This is a genomic window from Phyllobacterium sp. (genome assembly GCF_037994425.1).
Lineage (GTDB): Bacteria > Pseudomonadota > Alphaproteobacteria > Rhizobiales > Rhizobiaceae > Phyllobacterium.
Window position 1 is genome coordinate 1 of the sequence record NZ_JBBNAM010000327.1, and the last position, 23932, is coordinate 23932.

General features: G+C 58.2%; 23 protein-coding genes. 14 read left to right on the plus strand and 9 right to left on the minus strand.

All coding sequences use genetic code 11. The features are described 5' to 3' along the window. Positions 1 to 47: 47 nt before the first annotated feature. The 3 genes from AAAB35_RS21830 (at position 48) to AAAB35_RS21840 (ending at position 2248) form a co-directional block, all read left to right on the plus strand. Positions 48 to 1061, plus strand: coding sequence for a DNA-directed RNA polymerase subunit alpha (locus tag AAAB35_RS21830; protein WP_340670375.1), 1014 nt, complete (start codon positions 48 to 50; stop codon positions 1059 to 1061). Positions 1062 to 1133: 72 nt separating this feature from the next. Further along, positions 1134 to 1562: a 50S ribosomal protein L17 gene (rplQ, locus tag AAAB35_RS21835; RefSeq protein WP_340670377.1), complete on the plus strand. Its 429-nt coding sequence runs from the start codon at positions 1134 to 1136 to the stop codon at positions 1560 to 1562. A gap of 143 nt (positions 1563 to 1705) precedes the next feature. Further along, a complete protein-coding gene (locus AAAB35_RS21840; protein WP_340670378.1) occupies positions 1706 to 2248 on the plus strand; it encodes a hypothetical protein in 543 nt (180 codons plus the stop codon). Here the strand turns inward: AAAB35_RS21840 and AAAB35_RS21845 are convergent. Together AAAB35_RS21845 and AAAB35_RS21850 are read right to left on the minus strand one after the other, a co-directional pair. Then, entirely contained in the window at positions 2245 to 2856 is a 612-nt protein-coding gene (locus AAAB35_RS21845) for a LysE family translocator (protein ID WP_340670379.1), read from the minus strand. The two genes, AAAB35_RS21840 and AAAB35_RS21845, sit on opposite strands and share 4 nt — an antisense overlap. Before the next feature lie 81 nt (positions 2857 to 2937). Beyond that, on the minus strand, positions 2938 to 3744 hold the full coding sequence (locus AAAB35_RS21850) for an AraC family transcriptional regulator (protein ID WP_340670380.1): 807 nt from the start codon (positions 3742 to 3744) through the stop codon (positions 2938 to 2940). Positions 3745 to 3937: 193 nt separating this feature from the next. On the opposite strand from AAAB35_RS21850, the gene AAAB35_RS21855 reads away from it, so the two are divergent. Together AAAB35_RS21855 and AAAB35_RS21860 are read left to right on the plus strand one after the other, a co-directional pair. Next, positions 3938 to 5362 (plus strand): DegQ family serine endoprotease, encoded by a 1425-nt coding sequence (locus tag AAAB35_RS21855; protein WP_340670381.1) that lies wholly within the window; start codon positions 3938 to 3940, stop codon positions 5360 to 5362. A gap of 16 nt (positions 5363 to 5378) precedes the next feature. Then, complete coding sequence (locus AAAB35_RS21860) at positions 5379 to 6692, plus strand: replication-associated recombination protein A (protein ID WP_340670382.1); 1314 nt, start codon at positions 5379 to 5381, stop codon at positions 6690 to 6692. A 47-nt stretch (positions 6693 to 6739) separates the two neighbouring features. On the opposite strand, the gene AAAB35_RS21865 is transcribed toward AAAB35_RS21860, so the two are convergent. Next, positions 6740 to 8515 (minus strand): glucan ABC transporter ATP-binding protein/ permease, encoded by a 1776-nt coding sequence (locus AAAB35_RS21865; protein ID WP_340670383.1) that lies wholly within the window; start codon positions 8513 to 8515, stop codon positions 6740 to 6742. A 329-nt stretch (positions 8516 to 8844) separates the two neighbouring features. On the opposite strand from AAAB35_RS21865, the gene AAAB35_RS21870 reads away from it, so the two are divergent. Together AAAB35_RS21870 and AAAB35_RS21875 are read left to right on the plus strand one after the other, a co-directional pair. After that, positions 8845 to 9831 (plus strand): RluA family pseudouridine synthase, encoded by a 987-nt coding sequence (locus AAAB35_RS21870; protein WP_340670384.1) that lies wholly within the window; start codon positions 8845 to 8847, stop codon positions 9829 to 9831. A gap of 69 nt (positions 9832 to 9900) precedes the next feature. After that, a complete protein-coding gene (locus AAAB35_RS21875) occupies positions 9901 to 10692 on the plus strand; it encodes an ATP12 family chaperone protein (RefSeq protein ID WP_340670386.1) in 792 nt (263 codons plus the stop codon). A gap of 65 nt (positions 10693 to 10757) precedes the next feature. Here AAAB35_RS21875 and glnA read toward each other — a convergent pair whose 3' ends face one another. The 4 genes from glnA to uvrA form a co-directional block, all read right to left on the minus strand. Continuing rightward, a complete protein-coding gene (glnA, locus tag AAAB35_RS21880) occupies positions 10758 to 12167 on the minus strand; it encodes a type I glutamate--ammonia ligase (protein ID WP_340670388.1) in 1410 nt (469 codons plus the stop codon). Between the two features lie 70 nt (positions 12168 to 12237). Further along, positions 12238 to 12576, minus strand: coding sequence for a P-II family nitrogen regulator (locus tag AAAB35_RS21885; protein ID WP_027233194.1), 339 nt, complete (start codon positions 12574 to 12576; stop codon positions 12238 to 12240). Positions 12577 to 12817: 241 nt separating this feature from the next. Then, positions 12818 to 13624: a DUF72 domain-containing protein gene (locus tag AAAB35_RS21890; protein ID WP_340670389.1), complete on the minus strand. Its 807-nt coding sequence runs from the start codon at positions 13622 to 13624 to the stop codon at positions 12818 to 12820. 59 nt (positions 13625 to 13683) lie between these two features. After that, positions 13684 to 16608 (minus strand): excinuclease ABC subunit UvrA, encoded by a 2925-nt coding sequence (uvrA, locus tag AAAB35_RS21895; RefSeq protein WP_340670390.1) that lies wholly within the window; start codon positions 16606 to 16608, stop codon positions 13684 to 13686. A 424-nt stretch (positions 16609 to 17032) separates the two neighbouring features. Here uvrA and AAAB35_RS21900 point away from each other — a divergent pair, with 424 nt between their 5' ends. From AAAB35_RS21900 to AAAB35_RS21910, 3 genes are all read left to right on the plus strand, one after another. Next, positions 17033 to 17545, plus strand: coding sequence for a single-stranded DNA-binding protein (locus AAAB35_RS21900; RefSeq protein ID WP_340670391.1), 513 nt, complete (start codon positions 17033 to 17035; stop codon positions 17543 to 17545). A gap of 110 nt (positions 17546 to 17655) precedes the next feature. Then, positions 17656 to 18093, plus strand: a complete 438-nt coding sequence (locus AAAB35_RS21905; protein ID WP_340670398.1) for a YqaA family protein — start codon at positions 17656 to 17658, stop codon at positions 18091 to 18093. A 67-nt stretch (positions 18094 to 18160) separates the two neighbouring features. Next, positions 18161 to 18712: a CatB-related O-acetyltransferase gene (locus tag AAAB35_RS21910; protein ID WP_340670392.1), complete on the plus strand. Its 552-nt coding sequence runs from the start codon at positions 18161 to 18163 to the stop codon at positions 18710 to 18712. Between the two features lie 85 nt (positions 18713 to 18797). Here the strand turns inward: AAAB35_RS21910 and AAAB35_RS21915 are convergent, their stop codons facing one another. Beyond that, positions 18798 to 19205: a DUF2000 family protein gene (locus AAAB35_RS21915; RefSeq protein ID WP_340670393.1), complete on the minus strand. Its 408-nt coding sequence runs from the start codon at positions 19203 to 19205 to the stop codon at positions 18798 to 18800. Between the two features lie 36 nt (positions 19206 to 19241). On the opposite strand from AAAB35_RS21915, the gene AAAB35_RS21920 reads away from it, so the two are divergent. The 3 genes from AAAB35_RS21920 to AAAB35_RS21930 all read left to right on the plus strand — a co-directional run bounded on the left by AAAB35_RS21920 (position 19242) and on the right by AAAB35_RS21930 (position 21941). Then, a complete protein-coding gene (locus AAAB35_RS21920) occupies positions 19242 to 20114 on the plus strand; it encodes an AraC family transcriptional regulator (protein WP_340670395.1) in 873 nt (290 codons plus the stop codon). A 59-nt stretch (positions 20115 to 20173) separates the two neighbouring features. Continuing rightward, positions 20174 to 21466, plus strand: a complete 1293-nt coding sequence (locus AAAB35_RS21925; RefSeq protein WP_340670396.1) for an NAD(P)/FAD-dependent oxidoreductase — start codon at positions 20174 to 20176, stop codon at positions 21464 to 21466. A 64-nt stretch (positions 21467 to 21530) separates the two neighbouring features. Then, positions 21531 to 21941, plus strand: coding sequence for a hypothetical protein (locus tag AAAB35_RS21930; protein ID WP_340670397.1), 411 nt, complete (start codon positions 21531 to 21533; stop codon positions 21939 to 21941). 7 nt (positions 21942 to 21948) lie between these two features. On the opposite strand, the gene AAAB35_RS21935 is transcribed toward AAAB35_RS21930, so the two are convergent. Further along, a complete protein-coding gene (locus AAAB35_RS21935; protein WP_340670399.1) occupies positions 21949 to 22578 on the minus strand; it encodes a MarC family protein in 630 nt (209 codons plus the stop codon). 317 nt (positions 22579 to 22895) lie between these two features. Between AAAB35_RS21935 and AAAB35_RS21940 the strand changes: the two genes are divergently transcribed. Further along, on the plus strand, positions 22896 to 23932 hold a 1037-nt coding region (locus AAAB35_RS21940), incomplete at its 3' end, for a DNA gyrase subunit A (RefSeq protein ID WP_340670400.1).

Here is a 23932-nt window from a genome sequence, read left to right on the forward strand (position 1 = left end):
AATGCCACGATTGGATGGTGGTAAAGGCAAGGATAGGGAAAAGCTAAATGATCCAGAAGAACTGGCAAGAATTGATCAAGCCGAACAAGGTCGAGTTTCAGACCTCCGGCTCGAAGACCAAGGCAACCGTCGTCGCCGAACCGCTTGAGCGCGGTTATGGCTTGACGCTCGGCAATGCCTTGCGCCGCGTGCTTTTGTCCTCGCTGCGCGGTGCTGCCGTGACCGCAGTACAGATCGACGGCGTTCTGCATGAATTTTCGTCGATTCCGGGCGTTCGTGAGGACGTGACGGACATCGTCCTCAACATCAAGGAAATCGCAATCCGCATGGAGAGCGATGGCCCGAAGCGCATGGTCGTGCGCAAGGAAGGCCCGGGCGTTGTAACGGCTGGCGACATCCAGACTGTTGGCGACATCGAGATCCTCAACCCGGAACACGTCATCTGCACACTGGACGAAGGCGCTGAAATCCGCATGGAGTTCACCGTCAACACCGGCAAGGGCTATGTGCCTGCCGACCGCAATCGCGCTGAAGATGCTCCGATTGGACTTATCCCCGTCGACAGCCTTTACTCGCCGGTGCGCAAGGTTTCGTACAAGATCGAGAACACCCGTGAAGGCCAGGTTCTCGACTACGACAAGTTGATCCTATCGATCGAAACCGATGGCTCGATCTCGGGTGAAGATGCGGTTGCCTATGCAGCGCGCATCCTGCAGGACCAGCTTGCGATCTTCGTCAACTTCGACGAGCCGCAGAAGGAAGTTCAGCAGGAACAGGTTACCGAACTTGCGTTCAACCCGGCCCTGCTCAAGAAGGTCGACGAACTCGAGCTCTCCGTCCGTTCGGCAAACTGCCTCAAGAATGATAATATCGTCTACATTGGCGATCTCATTCAGAAGACAGAAGCAGAAATGCTGCGCACACCGAACTTCGGCCGCAAGTCGCTGAACGAAATCAAGGAAGTTCTGGCTTCCATGGGTCTCCATCTTGGCATGGAAGTACCTTCGTGGCCGCCAGAGAACATCGAAGATCTCGCGAAGCGTTACGAAGACCAATATTAAGAACCCGGGCAATTGCCCGACAGTCTAAAGCCCGGGCAGTGAGCCCGAACAAAGAAACTAAGGAGAAGGCTCATGCGCCACGGTAATTCAGGCCGCAAGCTTAACCGGACTGCCAGCCATCGTAAGGCGATGTTTGCCAATATGGCTGCATCGTTGATTGAGCATGAGCAGATCGTGACAACGCTGCCCAAGGCCAAGGAAATTCGTCCCATCGTTGAAAAGCTCGTCACGCTCGGCAAGCGTGGTGACCTGCACGCTCGTCGTCAGGCCATCTCGGCTGTGCGCGATGCCAAGCTCGTTGCCAAGCTGTTTGACACGCTTGCACCGCGTTATGGCCAGCGTAATGGTGGTTACATCCGCATCATGAAGGCAGGCTTCCGCACCGGTGACAACGCACCGCTCGCAGTCGTCGAATTCGTCGATCGTGACACCAGCGCCAAGGGTGCAGGGGACTTGGCCCGCGTTGCTGCCGAACAGGCCAACGAAGCCGAAGCCGCGTAAGCATCGCTTACCAGACATAATAGTTGAGAAGGGGCCCCGCGCCCCTTTTTCGCGTTCGGGGCGGAGCTTAACCGATATTACGTACTTGTATTCATCCACCCCGACCGGCAATCTGCCCACGGTCTATTCCGAGGGAGAGTTCGATGAACAACGACCGGAAAGCAATTCAGGGCACAATCAAAAGTTTGAGACGCCGCGCCGCGCCGGGGAGTGAAATCACGGTGGCTGGAATGCTGCTCCTCGGCATTCTTGCCGGCAGCGCAGCCGCGCAACAGCCGACGGCGGCGCAGCAAAATGCGATCAAATCGGCCTGCCGAAACGATTTCATGGCGCAATGTTCCGGCGTCCAGCCCGGTGGCCAGGCGGCGCTTTCATGCCTCCAGCAGCATAGTTCATCGCTCTCATCCGCCTGCAAGAGTGCGGTTGCTGCCATCGGCGGATCGACGGCGCCAGCAGCAGGTTCAACAGCCACTGCGCCGGCCGCGACGGCGCCTGCGGCGGCCGCACCGGCGGCCAAGGCTTTCACACCACGTGAAGAGATGGCCATCGCCCGCCAGGAGTGTGGACCGGACTTCCGTACTTTCTGCCGAACGGTAGCGCTCGGCGCGGGCAGGGGAATTGCCTGCCTCCGCGAGAACATGGCGCGGCTGTCTCCAGGATGCCAGAAGGTGCTGAGCGCCCGCTAGCGATCCGCCAACGCGAGTTTCACGCCCAACGCAACGAAGGCTCCTGCGAAGGTTCGGCGCAGCCATGTCAATATCCGTGGTCGCGCAATGACCTGGTTGCGGACCGAGGCAGCAAAGAGCCCATACGCGACGAAGACGACGAATGTCATCAGCATGAATACACCGCTCAATGACAACATGCGCAGCAGCGGGTGTGGGTCGCTTGCGCCGACGAACTGGGGCAGGAATGCCAGGAAGAAGATCGACAGCTTGGGATTGAGGATGTTGATGAGGATCGCCTTGATTGTGATGTCAACCATGGAACTTTGCCCGATATCGCCCTCGATTCTGAGCGCGCCATTCTCTCGAAGCGCGTTCCAAGCCATGTAGAGCAGGTACGCGACGCCGACATACTTGAACGTGTGAAAAGCGACGGCGCTCGTGTGCAGGATGGCCGCCAATCCGCCGATGGCTGCTGCCATGTGTGGCACTATGCCGATCGTGCAGCCGAATGCCGCAGCAATGCTTGCCCGCGCCCCACGGGTGAGACCCGTCGCCAGTGTAAAGACGACGCCGGTACCTGGCGAAACAACGATGATAAACGAAGGGATCAGGAATTCGAGACCCACGGCAAGCTCCTTTCAGGTTCTGGCTGAAACTGGACCGAGTTGAGTGCCTTGTCTTGAACGAGATTGCAGCCGGGGGAGAAATCAGGAGAATGACGCGGCGTAGAGGCCCGGAGAAATCCCGAATTTCCGCACGAAGAGACGCGTCATATGGCTTTGGTCGGCAAATCCACAGGTTGCCGCGGCGTCCGCGAGGCCGGTTTGCTGCGCAATCAGCCGCCTGGCAAGGTCGAGCCGGCGTTGCATGAGGTAGGCGTGCGGCGTGAGGCCTGTGGCCCTGACGAACCCTCGTAGCACCTGAAACCGGCTGATCCCACATAGATGGGCAAGGTCGGCAAGACTGACCTGCTCCGCGGGAGCCTCATCGATAAACGCCTTTGCCCGCAAGATCGGCGCAGGAAAGCTATTTCCACGTGTTCTCCGCTCATGATCCATGCCAGCGAGGATGAGCACAAGCAGTTCGTCGCATTGCAACTCGCTGTCTGCTTCACTCGTCTCGGTAAGGGACTTGAACAGGCTGACGAACGGAGCAGCAAAACGCGAGTCGTCTATGACGGGCTGTGTAAATTCAAAATCCCGGTTTGCGCTCTCATCGATTTCGTTGGCGGCCTCGGCAATTACAGACGGGTCGAAATAGAGCATGCGCCAGGCGCGACCGCTATCGCCGATAGGCGCTCCGTCATGGATTTCACCGGGATTGACGGTAATCATGGCGCCCGGTCCGGCCTCCACCAAACCGCGGCCGCTGGCAGACTTCTGTGCGCCTTGCTCGATCAACCCAAATCCGTACTGTGCGTGGAAATGGCGCGCAAAGACATGATCGGTGGAAGCCGCAACGGCTTCGATCCCGGCGACGCGGCACGGATATATGCGGAATTGACCCTTTGCCATGCTGGTCTGCCTCAAACGGCGCTAACGACACGTGGCACCCGTTCTACGCCAAATCGCTAATCTCAAGAAGCGGCAATTTGCGCGGGGCAACAACTGCGATATGTCTCAAATTTGCTTTGTTTCTTGGCTGGTATTCAACTCTAAAAACGCCACATTGGTCGAGAGTTTGACTGATTCACTCCAGGAGATCGACATGAGTTCAAAGGTTGCCGCCTCAGCGCGGACCCTCATTCTCTGCACCGCACTACTTGCCGCCAGCGTCGTGCCCGTTTTCGCCCAGACGGCAACGGACGCAACGAAGCAACTCCCGGCGACGCGAAGTGAAATGCAGCTCTCCTTCGCGCCCCTGGTCAAGCAGACGGCGAGTGCAGTGGTGAATGTATACGCGGCACATGCCGTGCAAACCCGCTCGCCCTTTGCGGGCGATCCCTTCTTCGAGCAGTTCTTCGGCGGCCAGTTTAATGGGCCGCCTCGCATTCAATCGGCACTCGGCTCCGGCGTGGTGGCCGACCCGTCGGGTATCATCGTGACCAACAATCACGTGATCCGTGACGCCGATACCGTCAAGGTCGCGCTCTCGGACGGGCGCGAATTCGATTCCAAGGTATTGCTCAAGGATGAATCGACGGACCTTGCCATCCTGAAGATCGAGGCGGGCGAACCCCTGCCGTCGCTGCAATTGGCCGATTCCGACAAGGTCGAGGTCGGCGATCTTGTCCTTGCCATCGGTAATCCGTTCGGTGTCGGCCAGACGGTGACGAGCGGGATTGTTTCGGCACAGGCGCGAACGCGTGTCGGCATTTCGGATTTCGACTTCTTCATCCAGACCGATGCAGCCATCAACCCAGGCAACTCCGGTGGCGCGCTCATTGACATGAGTGGCAAGCTCATCGGGATCAACACCGCGATCTTCTCGCGATCCGGCGGCTCCATCGGCATTGGATTTGCCATTCCGTCCAATATGGTACGTGCCGTTGTTGAGACGGCAAAGGGCGGTGCAGATACATTCGAACGGCCATATATCGGTGCTGCGTTTCAGAATGTGACGCCGGATGTCGCCGAGAGCCTTGGAATGAAGCAGCCCTACGGAGCGCTCGTCACAAGCGTTACGAAGAACGGGCCAGCGGAAAAGGGCGGTCTGCTTGTCGGTGACGTTGTCCTTTCCGTCGACGGCGTGCGCATAGAAAATCCCGATGGCCTCGGCTACCGCTTGACGACCGCAGGTATTGGCAAGAGTGTGAAATTCGACGTTCTGAGCCGTGCCAAGCAAAAGACGGTCACGGTTGCACTTGAAAAGCCAAGGCCGGATTCGGCCGACAACCAGTTGCTGATCCAAGGCCGGAACCCGTTGTCCGGAGCGCATGTAATCAAATTGTCGCCGAGCAGTGCTTCTCGGCTCGATCTTCCGTCGGACACTGAGGGCGTTGCGATCGACAAGGTCTTCCCCAATACGCCCGCAGCGCGCATTGGACTGCAGGCGGGCGATATCGTTCGCGGCGTCAACGGCGCGGATATCGCCACTGTTGCTGATCTGAGCAAGGCCATGTCTACCCAGCCCACGCTTTGGCGCTTCGAATTCGAGCGTGGTGGTGCCATAATCCGCCAGGTCATTCGCTAAGACGGGCATAGGAAACATGGCGGATCTGTTTTCAGTCGGTGAAGATCCGGCATTGGATAAAAGCCGGCCGCTCGCAGATCGCCTGCGGCCAAAGACTCTAAAGGAAGTGACCGGCCAGGAACACCTGACCGGTCCAGAAGGAGCGCTGACGCGCATGATCGAGTCCGGCTCGCTCGGCTCGATGATTTTCTGGGGACCGCCGGGCACCGGCAAGACGACGGTGGCGCGGCTCCTTGCCAATGAAACCAACCTTGCATTCGAACAGATATCGGCGATCTTTTCCGGCGTCGCGGATCTGAAAAAGGTCTTCGATACGGCGCGGGCGCGCCGTATGTCGGGACGACGAACGCTCTTGTTCGTCGACGAAATTCATCGCTTCAACCGCGCACAGCAGGATTCATTTTTGCCCGTGATGGAGGATGGAACGATCGTGCTGGTGGGGGCGACGACCGAAAATCCATCCTTCGAACTCAATGCCGCCCTCCTGTCGCGGGCGCGCGTGCTGGTGTTTCACCCGCACGATGAGGCAAGTCTCATCGCTTTGATGGAGCGGGCCGAAGCCCATGAAGGCAGGGCGCTACCCTTGAGCGACGAAGCGCGCGCTAGCCTGGTACGTATGGCTGATGGCGACGGACGCGCGATCCTGACCCTCGCCGAGGAAGTGTGGCGGGCGGCACGCGATGGCGAAACATTTGACGCGCAGCGCGTACAGGAAATCGTGCAGCGCCGGGCGCCCGTCTACGACAAGAGCCAGGACGGTCACTACAACCTGATCTCGGCGCTGCACAAGTCCGTGCGCGGATCGGATCCCGATGCTGCGCTCTATTATCTTTGCCGCATGTTCGACGCGGGCGAGGACCCGCTCTATATCGGCCGCAGGCTTGTGCGCATGGCGACAGAGGATATCGGGCTTGCCGACCCGCAGGCACTCGCGATCTGCAATGCGGCAAAGGATGCCTATGACTACCTCGGCTCGCCGGAGGGTGAGCTGGCGCTTGCGGAGGCATGCGTCTACCTCGCAACGGCGCCGAAATCCAATGCAGTCTACACCGCCTATAAGGCGGCGATGCAGGCGGCGAAACAGCACGGCTCGCTCGTTCCGCCCAAGCATATCCTCAATGCGCCAACCAAACTCATGAAGGGCGAGGGTTACGGCAAGGGTTATGCCTACGATCACGATCAGCCCGATGCTTTCTCCGGACAGAACTATTTTCCGGAAGCGCTTGGCAGGCCGACATTCTACGATCCTCCGGAGCGGGGTTTCGAGCGGGAGATACGCAAACGCATCGACTATTGGAACAAGCTGCGGAAGGAGCGCGGCGAAGAATGAAAAGGGCCGCTGAAAAGCGGCCCTTCCTCATTCAAGTTCTAATCTCTTCAAGCGGCCTCCGGCTTGCGCGGGAAGGGCGTGACATTTGCCGTATCATCGTCAAGCTTGAGCCCACCGGCCTTGAGAAGCGAAGTGAAGCGGCCATTCTGGCGGGCAAGCTCATCAAAGCTGCCCTGTTCGACCACTTCGCCCTGATCCATGAAGAGGACAATATCGGCATCGCGAACGGTGGAGAGACGGTGAGCGATGATGAACGTCGTGCGGTTCTGGCACAGTTTGTCGACTGCAACCTTCACGCGCGCCTCGGTCTCGACATCGAGCGCACTCGTCGCCTCGTCGAGGACGAGGATCGGCGCATCCTTCAGAATAGCACGGGCGATGGCGACGCGCTGGCGCTCGCCACCGGAAAGCTGCGAACCACGCTCGCCGACGACGGTGCCGTAGCCCGCCGACTTGGCGAGGATGAAGTCGCTCGCATCGGCAGCTTCAGCAGCGGCAAGCACATCCTCCTCGCTGGCCTTCGGCCGACCGACACGGATATTGTCCTCGATCGAGCGGTTGAACATGCCGGCATCCTGGAACACGGTCGCGATGGCGTTGCGCAATGAGCGGCGGCTGATCGTCTTGGTATCGATGCCGTCAACGAGGATACGGCCTTCCTTGGGATCGTAGACGCGCTGGAGCAAGTTGATCAGCGTGGTCTTGCCGGCGCCCGTCGGACCAACGATCGCAACCGTCTGGCCGGCCTTGGCCGTGAACGAAACGCTCTTCAAGCCCTGCGTCGAATTGGCGAAGGCGAAGGAAACGTTCTCGAACTCGACGTCACCCTTTACATTGTCGATGTCGTGGGCCGACTTCGGCTCGATTTCATAAGCGGCAGAAGCTTCCATTTCGAAGAAGTCTTCAAGCTTTGCTCGGGCGGAGAAAATCTGATTGACGAACGCGCTCAACTGATCGAGACGACCGATGAGCAAGGCGGCAAAGCCGGTAAAGGCAACGACCTGGCCGACGTTCATTTCGCCATGCGTTACAAAGTACGAGCCAAGGAACAGCACCACGATCATCGAAATCGTGGCAGCCATGCGGTTGATGCCGCTGGCGAGAGCCCACCAATTGAGAACCGGATACTGCGAGTCAAGAAGCTGCTTCGCATAGGTCTGGAGCGCACGTGTCTCCTCGTCAACGCGGTTATAACTCTGCAGCACGGAAATATTGCCCATCGAGTCGGTAACGTGGCTGAAAGCCTTGATATGATGACGTTCAACCTGCGCCTGACCGTCCTTGGTCTTTGCGGTTACGACCCGGCTGACGATGACATAGACCACACCCAGAACTGCCAAGACAGATGCCAGGCGCCAATCCTGGGCCAAGGCCAGAGGCACGAGGCCCACAAGGGCGACCATGGTCGCAAGATGGGTGCGCATGAATTCGAGCCAGAGGCCGAACAGCGTTTCAATTGCACGCAGCAGCGTGTGCATTGAATTGGATGTGCCGCGCCGATGATGCCAGGACAGCGGCATGCTGATGACGCGGTTATAGGATTCCGTCAGAACGGCAAGCTTGCGCCGGTGCGCAAGGCGGTCAGCCTCCCGGGAAACCAGGACATTGGCGCCGATATGGAACAAACCAACCGCAGCAAGCTGGGTGAGGGGAAACAAAACGTCCGATTTTATCGAGATCGCATAGATGACACGGCCCACAAGAATGGGCTCGATCAGCATGGTCAAGGCCAAGGCGATGTTGACGACACAGATGAATACTGTGGCACCCTTCTCTTCACCAAGATATTGGAGCGATTTCCAATAGATGCTTAACAATGACACTTTGCCACTCCGCTTGCTGGGGCCGCTACTCGCGCGCAGAATTGACTCTGCATCAGACTCTTGTGCACCGCAATATTCAACGCCCTAAAGTCTTCGTAGTTTCAAGCTCCTAGAAGGAACATTTTTCTACGTCGCGTAACGTCCCGTGAAGATTCAACCTTTTGAGTTTGCAAAATAAAGGGCGCCACCTGAATGTAATATGAACGCAATTATACTTGCGTTGGCCCACCCTGTCGCAGGCTCGATTCCGAGCAAAGGTGCTGAATCCGTATTATGGCTCGCAAGAGTTCTCGCATAGTGTTATGCGCATGCCTGAAAGGTCAGGTTTGATGGCAGTCGTAGAACAGAAAACAGTCGATACAGGTGAGGCGGAGATGCGCCTCGACCGATGGTTCAAGGTGCATTTTCCGGGGCTCGGCTTCGGCCATTTGCAGAAGCTCCTGCGGTCCGGGCAGATCAGGGTCGATGGATCGCGAGCGAAATCGGATACGAGGTTGCAGGCGGGGCAGACCGTACGCATTCCACCCTTACCGGTCGATTCCAAGGCAGACGGCAACCTCACCGGCAAGAGCATACGCGGGCGCGAGGACGGCGACGTCCTTTCTCAGATGCTCCTTTACGAGGACCCCAAGGTTTTCGTCTTCAACAAGCCAGCAGGTCTCGCCGTACAGGGCGGTTCCGGTGTCAATCGCCATGTCGACGACATGCTCGAGGCATGGCGCAACAAGAAGGGCGAAAAGCCGCGTCTTGTTCATCGCCTCGATAGGGATACTTCCGGCGTGCTGGTCGTTGCCCGCACGCGCGGCGCGGCCCAGGCGTTGACGGCTGCCTTCCGCGAGCGCGAGACCAAGAAGACTTATTGGGCGCTCGTGAAAGGCGTGCCTCGCAAGCGCGAGGACAAGATCACCACCTGGCTGGTGAAAGAGACGACGGCGGATGGCGACCGTATGCGCATCGCGAAACATGGCGAGCCGGATTCGGACCATGCGGTATCGTACTACCGCGTCATTGAATCTGCAGGGCAGGTGCTGACCTGGCTCGAGATGGAGCCCTATACCGGGAGGACCCACCAGTTGCGCGTCCACGCCGCCCATATTGGCTGCCCGATCATCGGTGATCCGAAATATTTCGAGGCGGACACGAACTGGTCGTTTCCGGGCGGGATTCAGAACCGCCTGCATCTCCATGCTCGGCGGATCCGTGTACCCAATCCATCGGGCGGAGTAATCGATGTCACGGCGCCTTTGCCGCCGCACATGGTACAATCGTGGAACCTGCTTGGCTTTGACGAAGCCGATGGGGACGAGGAGATTTAAGGCGACTTGCCCGCGCACCGTCGCGCGCCTATACCCGCGGCAACGAATTGAACACCAATGGGTACCAATATGCGCAATGATCTTTTCAACCTGGATACGAATGAGGGGCTTTCCGACCCTGATCCGGTCCGGCGTGCACAGATCCAGTCGAAACTGCCGCTGCCGAAGCGTTTCTACAAGGAAGCGCGGGTAGCCGAACGTGAGGGCAGGTTTGCGGTCGAACTTGACGGCCGCACCGTCAAGACACCTGCTCGGCAGGACCTGTCACTACCAACGCGTGCTGCTGCCCAATTGATTGCAGATGAGTTTTCCGCCCAGGAAAAGGAAATAGACCCGGCGCGCATGCCAGCAACGCGCATCGCCAACACGGCGATCGACGGCATTGGGCATGATCCGCAGGCGGTACTTGAGGACGTGCTGCGCTTTGCCTCGTCGGATATGCTCTGTTACCGCGCGGGTTCCCCCGAAAGGCTCGTCGCCCGGCAGACGGAACTTTGGGATCCAGTGATCGACTGGGCGGGCACAAGCCTCGGCGCGCGCTTCCTATTGGCGGAAGGTGTCATGCATGTTGAACAGCCGCGCGAGACGCTCGCTGCTTTCAGCGTGCATCTCGGGCAGTTCCGCGATCCCTTCGCAATCGCGGCCCTTCACACGATCACAACGCTGACCGGATCTGCAATCCTGGCGCTTGCGGTGGCTAAAGGCAAGATCTCCGGGGCCGAAGCGTGGAAACTCGCCCATGTGGACGAGGATTGGACGATCGAGCATTGGGGTCAAGATGCCGAAGCTGCAGAGCGCAGGTCAATCCGCGAGCGGGAATTGATGGCTTCAGTCCGGATGCTTGAAGCTGTTGCCGACTGAGTAATTCCGAAAACCGAATAAAAAACCCCGGCGTTAACCGGGGTTTTTCTTTTATAGACAGTTGGTTACACCGAGTAGTACATGTCGTACTCGACCGGGTGCGGGGTCATTTCGAAACGCATCACCTTGGCCATCTTCAGTTCGATGAAGGAATCGATCTGATCGTCATCGAATACGCCCCCTGCCTTGAGGAAGCCGCGGTCCTTGTCGAGGCTCTGCAGGGCCTCGCGCAGGCTGCCGCAAACAGTCGGAATCTTCTTGAGTTCCTTGGCTGGAAGGTCATAGAGGTCCTTGTCCATTGGCTGACCCGGATGGATCTTGTTCTTGATGCCGTCGAGTCCAGCCATCAGCATGGCACTGAAGGCGAGATAGGGGTTTGCCGATGGATCCGGGAAGCGGATTTCAACGCGCTTTGACTTCGGCGACGAGCCGAACGGAATGCGGCACGAGGCCGAACGGTTGCGGGCGGAATAGGCGAGCAGCACCGGCGCTTCGTAGCCCGGAACCAGGCGCTTATAGGAGTTGGTCGACGGATTGGTGAAGGCGTTGATGGCCTTCGCATGCTTTATGACGCCGCCGATGAAGAACAGGCAGTTCTCGGAAAGGCCGGCATATTCGTTGCCAGCGAAGGTCGGCTTGCCCTCCTTCCAGATCGACATGTGCACGTGCATTCCCGATCCGTTGTCACCGAATACCGGCTTCGGCATGAAGGTCGCGGTCTTGCCATAGGCATTAGCGACCTGGTGCACGACATACTTGTAGATCTGCATCTTGTCGGCGTTGCGGGTCAGTGCATCGAATTTGACGCCGAGTTCGTGCTGGGCTGCGGCCACTTCGTGGTGATGCTTTTCAACACGCACGCCCATTTCCGTGAGCACGGTCAGCATTTCCGAGCGCATGTCCTGGCAGGAATCGATCGGAGGAACGGGGAAATAGCCGCCCTTGATGCGCGGACGGTGGCCGAGGTTGCCGGTCTCGTAATCGGTGTCGTCATTGGACGGCAATTCGGTGGAATCCAGCTTGAACCCGGTATTGTATGGGTCGGCCTTGTACTTGACGTCGTCAAAGACGAAGAATTCGGCTTCGGGGCCAACGAAGATGGTATCGCCGACGCCTTGCGCCTTCATGTAGGCCTCGGCCTTCTTGGCGGTGCCGCGCGGATCGCGGTTATAGGCTTCGCCGGAAATCGGGTCGAGGATGTCGCAGAGGATGACCATCGTCGACTGGGCGAAGAATGGGTCCATGTGTACAGTGTCGGTATCGGGCATGAGAACCATGTCAGACTCGTTGATAGCCTTCCAGCCAGCAATGGAGGAGCCGTCGAACATGACGCCGTCGGCAAACATGTCTTCATCGACTTCCGCAATGTCCATCGTCACGTGCTGCAGCTTGCCCTTTGGGTCGGTGAAACGAAGGTCAAGGAACTTTACATCGTTGTCCTTGATCTGTTTCAGGATGTCTTTGGCGGTGGTCATGTTTTTTCCTCACTCGGTGACGATGATTGTGTTGCCGGCCCGAACGTGCCAGCAGATGGGGGAAATGCGTTTAGATAGCGTCGATGCCGGACTCGCCCGTCCGAATTCGCACGACTTCTTCTATGTTTGAGACAAATATCTTTCCATCGCCAATGCGGCCGGTCTGCGCCGCCTTGCGGATCGCCTCGATGGCAGCCTCGACGGAATCATCCCCCAGAACGATCTCGACTTTCACTTTCGGCAGGAAATCGACGACATATTCGGCACCGCGATAAAGTTCCGTGTGACCTTTCTGACGGCCGAAGCCCTTTGCTTCTGTCACCGTAATGCCCTGAAGCCCCACTTCCTGCAGAGCCTCTTTCACCTCATCCAGCTTGAATGGTTTGATGATGGCTTCGATTTTCTTCATCAGAGAACAATCTCCCTATGTACACCAAACGGGCCTCTTGCCCGCTTGCCTGAACAAAAGCACGAACTATGCCAACTCCCCGAGAACCGGTCAAATATCCTTGGAGGAGTGAATGGTCCCGGTAGTTTCGTTCAAGCCCGCCAGTGAAAAGTACCATTGCAGCAAAACGCCGACGGGAGGCGGATCAAAAAACGTGCAAGTTGCGTAATAATTGGGCAAAATCCTGCCGCCCGGCGCCGACTTACTGCTTGGTACGTTGTGCCAGTGCTTGAGCTGCCTGCGGAGCGCGCACTTTGCCCTCATGGATGAAATAAACGAACACATCGCGCTTGTGTTTCTCCGCCTTCTTATCGGGAGCGGCAAGCGGCAGGTCATCGGGTGTACCACCGTTGGCCCAGGTTTTGGCGCGATCCGCCCATTTGTCGAGTGCTGCCGCCGGATAGGCGGTGTCGACGGCATCTTCGCCTTTTTGGAGACGGGCATAGACGAAATCAGCGGTAACATCGGCAATTTCTGGATATTCGAAATGCTCGGCATAGACCACGGCAACGTCCTTCTTGCGTGCCATTGCAATGAAGTCGGGATCGACAAAGGACGGGTTCCGCACCTCCACGGCATGGCGCAGGGCAAGCCCCGCTTCCTTCCTTGGCAGGAAATCGAGGAAAGCGCCAAAATCCTCAGCATTGAACTTCTTAGTGGGGGCGAATTGCCAGACGATAGGACCGAGCCGGTCGCCGAGCTCGACCACGCCCGACTTGCAGAAGAATTCTATGGATTCGCCAGCTTCCGCGAGAACGCGCCGGTTGGTGACAAATCGGTGGCCCTTGACTGAAAAAATGAAACCATCGGGTACCTGTGATGCCCATTTGGCGAAGGTTGCGGGCTTTTGCGTGCTGTAATAGGTACTGTTGATCTCAATGGTCTGGAGATGCTGCCCGGCATATTCCAGTTCCTTGGTCTTCGAGAGCCCTTTCGGATAAAAGGTCCCGCGCCAGGGTTCGAAAATCCATCCTCCAATGCCGGTACGCACGGTCCCGCTGTCGGTCATTTGCTGTCCTCCCGCAATTGCCAGATATGAAACACCCGCCACGGCAGTGGCGGGCTTGTTCACTCGGCCGCCGCCTGGGCTCTGTGGCCACCAGGGCGCCGATTCAGAAGCTCCTTGAGGAAGTGACCCGTGTAGGAACGATCAACCTCAATGATGTCCTCGGGCCGGCCGACTGCAACGATCTCGCCGCCGCCGTCGCCGCCATGCGGGCCGAGGTCGATGACCCAGTCCGCCGTCTTGATCACTTCGAGGTTATGCTCGATCACGACGACAGTATTTCCCTGGTCGACCAGTTCGTGCAGCACTTCGAGCAACTTGGCCACGTCATGGAAATGCAGGCCGGTCGTCGGCTCGTCGAGGATGTAGAGCGTGCGACCCGTTGCCTTGCGCGACAGTTCCTTGGCGAGCTTGATGCGCTGCGCCTCGCCGCCGGAGAGCGTATTGGCTTGCTGTCCCACGTGAATATAGCCGAGCCCGACCTTTGCCAGCGTCTGCAGCTTGTCGCGAACGGCGGGTACGGCCGCGAAGAATTCCGCGCCTTCCTCGACGGTCATATCGAGCACGTCGGCGATGGACTTACCCTTGAACAGCACCTCCAGCGTCTCACGGTTATAGCGCTTGCCATGGCAGACATCGCAGGTGACATAGACATCCGGCAGGAAGTGCATTTCGATCTTGATCACGCCATCGCCCTGGCAGGCTTCGCAGCGTCCACCCTTGACGTTGAACGAGAAGCGACCGGGTTGATAACCACGGGCCTTGGCCTCCGGAAGGCCAGCAAACCAATCGCGGATCGGTGTGAATGCGCCGGTATAGGTCGCAGGATTCGATCTCGGCGTGCGGCCGATCGGCGATTGGTCGATGTCGATGACCTTGTCGAGATATTCCAGTCCGTCGATGCGATCATGCTCGGCCGGATGCTCGCGCGAACCCATGATGCGGCGCGAAGCGGCCTTGAACAGCGTTTCGATGAGGAATGTCGACTTGCCTCCGCCCGAGACGCCGGTCACCGCCGTAAAGGTGCTAAGCGGGATCTCAGCCGACACGTTCTTGAGATTGTTGCCGCGCGCGCCGACGACCTTGATGCGCTTCTTGTTGATCTTGCGCCGCTCGGATGGCACCGCCACTTCGATCGCCCCGGAAAGATACTTGCCGGTCAATGATTTCGGGCTCGCCATGATATCGGCTGGCGTTCCCTGCGCGATGATCTCGCCGCCATGGATACCCGCCGCCGGTCCGATGTCGACGACATAATCCGCGGTGAGGATCGCGTCTTCGTCGTGCTCGACCACGATGACCGTGTTGCCGAGATCGCGCAGGTGACGCAGGGTCTTCAGCAATTGCTCATTGTCGCGCTGGTGAAGGCCGATAGACGGCTCGTCGAGGACGTAGAGGACGCCGGTCAAGCCAGACCCGATTTGCGAGGCAAGCCGGATGCGCTGGCTTTCGCCGCCCGACAAAGTGCCGGAGTTGCGTGACAGGGCTAGATAGTCGAGGCCGACATCGTTCAGAAAGCGCAGACGTTCGCGGATTTCCTTCAAGATACGTGCGGCAATCTCCGTCTGCTTCTCGTTGAATGTCTTGTCAACTTCACGGAACCATGTGTCCGCATGGCGGATGGATTTTTCCGTGACCTCACCAATATGCAGGCCGCCGATCTTCACCGCCAGCGCTTCGGGCTTCAGTCGATAACCGTTGCAGGCCGGGCAAGGCGTGCCGGACATGAAGCGCTCGATTTCCTCACGTGACCAGGCCGAGTCCGTCTCCTTCCAGCGACGTTCCAGGTTCGGAATGACGCCCTCGAACGGCTTGGTCGTCCGGTAGGAGCGCAAACCGTCATCGTAAGCGAACTGAACTTCCCGGCTTCCCGTGCCGTAGAGGATGGCATTCTGGGCTTCTTCGCTGAGATCGCTCCAACGGTCGCCAAGCTTGAATCCATACGCGGCACCCAACGCGTCCAGCGTTTGATTGTAGTAGGGTGAGCTTGATTTCGCCCATGGAGCGATGGCTCCATTCTTCAGGGTCAGGCTTTCGTCCGGCACGATCATGGTCGCATCGATGGCCTTTTGCGTGCCGAGGCCATCGCAGGTTGGGCAGGCGCCGAACGGATTGTTGAACGAGAACAGCCGCGGTTCGATCTCCGGAATGGTAAATCCGGAAACCGGGCAGGCAAATTTTTCCGAGAACATGCGACGCTCGTGCGTTTCGTTCTTGGATTTGTTGGCAGATTCGCTCGCCGTTTCGTCGGCCGGTAGCGGCTTGTCGGCAAATTCGGCGATGGCGATACCGTCTGCGAGCTTCAGGCAGGTCTCGAGACTGTCGGCAAGGCGTGCCGACATATCCGAACGCACGACGATACGGTCGACGACGACGTCGATATCGTGCTTGTACTTCTTGTCGAGCGCAGGAACGTCGGCGATCTCATAAAAGACGCCATCGACCTTGACGCGCTGGAAGCCGCGCTTCTGGAGGTCGGCGAGTTCCTTGCGGTATTCACCCTTCCGGCCCCGCACGATTGGGGCAAGGATGAAAAGGCGCGTGCCTTCTTCGAGAGCGAGAACGCGGTCGACCATCTGGCTGACGGTCTGGCTCTCGATCGGTAGGCCGGTCGCCGGCGAATAGGGAACACCGACGCGGGCAAACAACAAGCGCAGATAGTCATAAATCTCTGTGACAGTGCCTACCGTCGATCGAGGATTGCGGCTGGTCGTCTTCTGTTCGATCGAGATTGCCGGTGAGAGACCGTCGATCTGGTCGACATCCGGCTTCTGCATCATCTCGAGAAACTGGCGGGCATAGGCCGAAAGGCTCTCGACGTAGCGCCGCTGACCTTCGGCATAGATCGTGTCGAAGGCGAGCGACGACTTGCCCGATCCGGACAACCCGGTCATGACAATCAGCTTGTCGCGCGGCAAATCCAGATCAATGTTCTTCAGGTTATGTTCGCGAGCACCGCGAATGGATATGTACTTCTGATCGCTCATGAGTCTTGTCTTTGAGGCACGCCGTTTGGAAGGAGGGATTGCTCTCAGGCGAGAGACTCTCTTCTATTTAGAAAGTCTTCAGCAATTTGCGAGGTCAAGCCCAGTCGGAATCACCATAGCCATGTTGACATTGCTTGGGCAAGTGATAGAACAAAAAAAGAACAAAGGGCAAGGGTATTCCTTGCGGCCGTAAAATGCCGTGCCCCTCGTGATGATATTGGAATGCCCGGGATATCTGCGGCGCGCCGCGTGTTGGTTGTTCGCCAACACTCCTGACAAATCTGGCAGGAGCGTGAAGGATGGGGCCCGATGCGAGGAAGTGAGCGGGCTGTATATTGTGGATAGCGGCAATCAGTTGCCCGCCACCCATGCGGCTTCTGTATGATGGCCGAAATTTTTAGACAGGGTTTATGGAGTTCAGATCATGGCAGGCAGTGTCAACAAGGTCATTCTGGTAGGTAATCTTGGCGCTGACCCGGAAGTGCGGCGGCTCGGCTCAGGCGATCCCGTTGTCAATCTTCGTATCGCCACCTCGGAAACGTGGCGCGACAAGAACAGCGGCGAGCGCAAGGAGAAGACCGAGTGGCACAGCGTCGTGATCTTCAACGACAATCTTGCAAAGGTCGCCGAGCAATACTTGAAGAAGGGCATGAAGGTCTATCTCGAAGGCGCTCTGCAGACGCGCAAATGGCAAGACCAGACCGGCAATGACCGCTATTCGACCGAGGTCGTCCTGCAGAAGTTCCGGGGCGAACTCCAGATGCTGGATTCGCGCAGCGAGGGCGGCGGCCGCTCCTTCGACAACAATTCCGGGCGCGGGCAGGTCTCCGACAATGATTACGGTTCCGACTTCGGCCGTTCGAGCGCATCGTCGAGCAGTTCCTCCAGTTCCGGTGGGAATTTCTCGCGCGATCTCGATGACGAGATCCCGTTCTGACAACGCTGGTGGGCACGTCTTATGCGACGCGTCGACGATTGTGTCCCGCAGAGCCATCCCAAACCTGAGCTGAGCGGTCATTGCCGGGCTATGGCGTTCGCCCGGCAATGATTGCCGATCTCGGCGTCTATGCCGGTCTGTTTGCCGTTGCGTTCGTAGCCGCGACAATTCTCCCGATGCAATCAGAAGCAGCACTTGCCGGGCTGCTTCTCAGCAATGCCTATCCGCCGGCGGTTCTGATCACTGTCGCAAGTGTCGGAAATATTCTCGGATCGATCGTCAACTGGAGCCTCGGGCGTGGCATCGATCGTTTTCGCGACCGGAAATGGTTTCCTGCCAATAGCGTCCAACTCGATCGCGCAGCATCCTGGTATCACCGTTTTGGCCGATGGACCCTCCTGTTGAGCTGGATGCCGATCATCGGCGATCCACTTACCGTGATTGCCGGCGTTCTGCGCGAACCCTTCGCCAGTTTTGTCATCCTCGTGGCCATAGCGAAAATCGGACGCTACCTGGCGATTCTTGCCATGACGACCGGCTGGTCATAGCGCTGCGCCAATTTTTGGCCATGCGATTCAGAAACGCTAGCCGAAATCAAAACTATCGGAGGATCACATGAACGGACCAAATCCCGCAAACAAGCATCCGATGGAGGGATTTCCGCAGGTGTGCTTCATCAAGAATACAGTGAAGAATCCGAACATTCTCATCGGCGACTACACTTACTACGATGATCCGGAAGGCGCGGAAGATTTCGAACGCAACGTCCTCTACCATTATCCGTTCATCGGCGACAAACTGGTCATCGGCAAGTTTTGTGCATTGGCGAAGGGTGTTCGCTTCATCATGAACGGCGCCAATCACAAACTGTCCGGCATATCGACATACCCCTTCCAAATTTTCGGGAACGGATGGGAGAAGGTCATGCCCGAGCCGGGCGATTTGCCCTACAAGGGCGACACCGTCGTCGGGAACGATGTATGGATCGGCTATGATGCGCTGGTCATGCCGGGTGTAAGGATCGGCAATGGCGCCGTCATTTCCTCCCGGTCTGTCGTAACCGCCGACATTGCACCCTACACAATCGTCGGTGGCAATCCTGCAAGGCACATCAGGACGCGCTTAGATCTCGGCAGGGTGCGCGGGCTCGAAGAATTGGCGTGGTGAGATTGGCCGGTAGACAAGATAAGCCGCAACCTCAAACACATTGTCTCCGCCGATATCGATATCTTGGCCGCGTGTACCTGACTGATCAGGGATGCATTCGCGCACCCTTGGTGATCTTGTCGACCAGCTTTTTATCTGCACGCATGGCGATCCCGACGACCTTGGCATCCGAGGGTGCGAATTGCGCGAAAACCGCTCGGTTGGCCGAGTCATGACCGGTCGAGAACATTTCTTCGACGTAGAGGCAGGTCCGGAGGTCCCGGTCGAGCGACCGGCGATGGATAGTCGCTATGGTCGACTGGTCAGCCGCCAGGACGATGACGGGTTGGACCGACAACGGATTATAGATGTTACCCTCGCGGTCGCGATAGGGCTCGCCGATCACGTCGGGCGATTGTGCAACGATGCCGCTCGTCAGGAAGGCCGTGACATTCAGCGCCTGCCAGGTGGCAAGATTGTCGCGCAGCACGATTGCAATCTTCGTGTCGAACATGAATATGATTCTCCTCCGAAACCCTTGGTTGACTAGATGATGGATGTTCTAGGGGATGAGTCCGCACGGCGTCTTGGACGTTTGTGCGAACCTTCGTTGCAGGATGCGATCGTTGCGGCGCCGCCCAACCCGGGCCTTGAGCGGATCGAGGCGCGCTTTGCCGCCGACGGCTACGACCTGCACCGGCACGATACCTACGCGATCGGCCTTACGCTGCATGGGGTGCAATCCTTCTGGTACCGGGGGATGCGTCGATACAGCCTCCCTGGCAACGTCATCGTGCTGCATCCTGATGAACTGCATGATGGCAGTGCCGGAACGGAGGAGGGACTGCGATATCGCATGCTCTATCTCGAACCCTCGCTCGTATTGGATTCGCTTGGAGATGTTGGTTCGTTGCCCTTCGTGAGCAATCCGGTTTTTGCCGATCCGGCGATCGCGGCAATCCTCTCGACCGCGCTCGGCAATCTCGACGAGGAATTGGATGAACTCCTTGTTGATGACGTCATTTCACGGCTTACACAGGGCTTGGCCCGGCTCGCCCGGCAGGCGGTAAAACCGGTCGACCGGCCAGCAGCGCGACAGGTGGCGCTTGTTCGCGATTATCTCGAAGCGCATGCGTTGCGCCTTGTAAAATCACATGAGCTTGAAGCGGTAAGTGGGCTTGATCGTTATACTTTGTCGCGGCATTTCAGGGCGCTCTATGCGACAAGCCCGCATCGTTTCCTCTTGATGCGCCGCCTGAAGCGCGCCCGCGACATGATCGGGATGGGGGAACCGCTGGCCGAGATCGCCGTGGAAACGGGCTTTAGCGACCAAAGTCATTTGAACAGACAGTTCAAGAAGGCCTTTGGCTTGACCCCGGGGCGTTGGGCCGCCTTGACCGGCGCGGACGGGATAGGCGTGTAATTGTGGTTGACGGAAGCCTCTGGTAGACAAACATCCGGTTTGTCTATCGGAGCCTCATAATGACGGAAGCCCAGACCCCACCACCACAGCATCGTATCGTCGTCGTCGGCGGAGGTTTTGGCGGGCTCGAGACCGTCTACAATCTCCGCGGTGTCGATGCCTCCATTACCGTCGTTGATCAGCGCAACCACCACCTGTTCCAGCCCTTGCTCTATCAGGTGGCAACATCGACCCTCGCAACCTCAGAAATCGCCTGGCCGATCAGACATCTCCTGCGCCGTTACAAGAACGTTCTGACGCTGCTGGGCACAGTCGATGCCGTGGATACAGTGGCGAAGACTGTGATCACCGCCGATGGCGACGTCATCCCGTATGACACGCTGGTGCTCGCCACGGGTGCGCGTCACGCCTATTTTGGCCATGACGATTGGGAGCCCTATGCGCCCGGCCTGAAGACGCTCGAAGACGCGACGACGATCAGGCGGCGTATTCTGACGGCGTTCGAGATGGCTGAGCGCGAGCCTGATCCCGAAAAGCGTGCCGAATACCTCACATTCGTCATTATCGGGGGCGGACCAACTGGTGTCGAAATTGCCGGTACGATTGCCGACCTTGCCCGTGATACGCTGAAGGGCGACTTCAGGGTCATCGATCCGGCAGCGGCGCGGGTGGTGCTGATCGAAGGTGGCAGCCGCGTCCTATCTGCTTTCAAGGAAGACATGTCGGCCTATGCCAAGGCGGCTCTGGAGAAACTCGGTGTGACCGTTCATCTCGGTCATCCGGTTACCGCATGCCATGCGAACGGGGTAGAGTTCGGCGGTCTGACGCTTCGCGCCCGCACGATCATCTGGGCGGCGGGCGTCCAGGCATCGCCCGCCGCCAAATGGTTGAATGTGCCGGCAGATCGCGCCGGCAGGGTCATGGTCAATGCGGATCTGACATCACCCGGCCATCCCGAGATTTTTGTGATCGGCGATACGGCGACGCTCGCAAATGGCGGCAAGGGCCCGGTGCCTGGCATCGCGCCGGCCGCCAAGCAACAGGGCAAACACATTGCAAGGACGATTAAGGCGAGACTGGCGGGGGACATGACGCCGAGGCCATTCGTCTATCGCCACGCCGGGGATCTTGCGACAATCGGCAAGCGTGCGGCCGTGACGGATTTTGGCTGGTTCAAGCTCAAGGGCTATCTTGCCTGGTGGCTGTGGGGGCTAGCCCACATCTATTTCCTTATCGGACTGCGCAATCGCCTCGCCGTGGCTCTAAGTTGGCTGTGGATATCGGTGAGCGGGGTGCGCAGCGCCCGGCTGATCACACAGCGCGACGCGGCGGAGGAGGCTGGATCAGAATAAGCCTTGCGATGACAGCTATTTCCCCAGGCTCTTTCAGCAAACGTCATTATCGAAAGTCGGTATTATGCTCACCCGATTGATGGCCATGGTTCCTTTGGTCCTAGTTCTCGCACTCCCCATTCCGACATTCGGTTTCGCCAGGGAAGCCATCTGCGGCAATCGCGCACCTATCAATACTCTCAAGAAATTGTGGCCGGCGCTTTATGCCTGCTGGACGCCGCCGCCGGGTTCTGGCGGCATGGCGGTCACGCTGGTGTTCTCCGTGCGCCGCGATGGCAGCCTGATCGGAAAGCCGAGGGCCACCTATTCCAAGTCGAATGGCGATTTGGAGATGAAGAAGAAATTCTTTGCATCCGTGCTGGAAGCGCTCCACAAGGCGCTGCCGCTCCCGCTAACCGACAGTTTTGGCGGCGTCCTTGCCGGAGAACCCTTGGCGTTGCTGTTTGGGGTCAAGGAATACGGCAAAGAGCTATGAGGCATGTTCAAGTCTGAACAAGGATCCTGATACCGTCCGCCACGAACTGGACGGCGAGGGCGGCAAGGATGACGCCAAGGAGACGGGTGAGGATCGAGCGGCCGGTTTCGCCGAGGAAACGATCGACGCGTTCGGCAAGCAGGAACACTACATAGCAGGCGGCAATGCAGACGAAAATAATGCCGATGAGGGCGATCCGCGACGTCGGCTCTGAAAGCGTACCGGCGAGCAGGATCGTCGCCGAGATGGCGCCGGGGCCGGCAATGAGCGGAATCGCGAGCGGAAAGGCGGCGACATTGCGGATGTGATCCTTGGTGATGGCGACCTCGGCGCTCTTTTCCTTGCGCTCGGTCCGCCGCTCAAAGATCATTTCGAAGGCGATCCAGAACAGCAGCATACCGCCTGCCACGCGGAAGGCGCCAAGCGTGATGCCGAACAGCGCGAGGATCTGCGCGCCAGCAACGGCGAAGATCGTTAGGATGCCGAAGGCGATGATACTCGACCTGAGGCCCACCTGGCTGCGCTCGCTGCGGTTCATGCCGCGCGTCAGCGCCAGAAACAGCGGCGCCAGCCCCGGAGGATCGATCGTTACCATCAAGGTGACGAGAGCATTGAGGACGGTGTCGTAGAACGCCACGATTTTGCTTTTCATCTCCGTTAAGAGCCCAGCCAACCTACCGGATTCGATATCCAACGTCGAGAAACATGCAATTCCACGCCCAAGTTTTTCACCGCATGAGAAAATCTATTTTATCCCATTGATATCAAATGGTTTTCTGCTGTGAATTCTATCGCCGTTTATTGGCTTTTCGCAATGAAAGCCGCTATAAGATCAAAGATTGATTCTATACGAAAGATGAGTGCCTCGTGTCTGACCTAACTCCACCATCCGGACCTGAAGACGATAAATCCGGGCCCAGTTCCGGTATCGAGCCGATTTCCATCATCGAGGAGATGCAGCGTTCCTATCTCGATTACGCCATGAGCGTGATCGTCAGCCGCGCGCTTCCCGATGTCCGGGACGGTCTGAAGCCGGTGCACAGGCGCATCCTGCATGCGATGAACGAGATGGGCCTGTCCTGGAACAGGTCCTATCGCAAGTCTGCCGGTGTCGTCGGTGAGGTGATGGGTAAATTCCATCCGCACGGCGACGCCTCGATTTATGACGCGCTCGTTCGCATGGCGCAGGATTGGTCGCTGCGTGATCCACTCGTCGATGGCCAAGGCAATTTTGGCTCGATCGACGGCGATTCACCGGCGGCGATGCGGTATACCGAGTGCCGCCTCGAAAAGGTTACGGAATCGCTTCTTGAGGATATCGATAAGGAAACCGTCGATTTCCAGGACAATTATGATGGCCGCGAGCAGGAGCCTACGGTTCTGCCGGCGCGCTTCCCCAACCTTCTCGTCAACGGCTCAGGCGGCATCGCCGTCGGCATGGCGACGAACGTGCCGCCGCACAACCTTTCTGAGGTGATCAACGGCTGTATTGCCCTCATTGACAATCCGGCGATCGAACTGCCGGAAATAATGGAAATCATTCCGGGGCCGGATTTCCCGACCGGCGGCCTTATCCTTGGTCGCTCCGGCATTTATTCGGCTTACAGTACCGGCCGTGGTTCGATCCTCATGCGCGGCAAAGTTGCCATCGAAAGCATGCGCGGCGATCGTGAGGCGATTGTCATCACGGAGATTCCCTATCAGGTCAACAAGGCCGCGATGATCGAGAAGATGGCCGATCTGGTGCGCGAAAAGCGCATCGAAGGCATTTCCGACATTCGTGACGAATCCGACCGCGACGGCTACCGCGTCGTCGTCGAATTGAAGCGGGATGCGGTGGCTGACGTCATCCTGAACCAGCTTTATCGGTTCACGCCCCTGCAAACTTCCTTCGGCGCCAACATGGTGGCGCTCAATGGCGGCAAGCCTGGTCTTCTCAACCTTCTCGATATTCTGCGCGCCTTCGTCAGCTTCCGCGAGGAAGTTGTCAG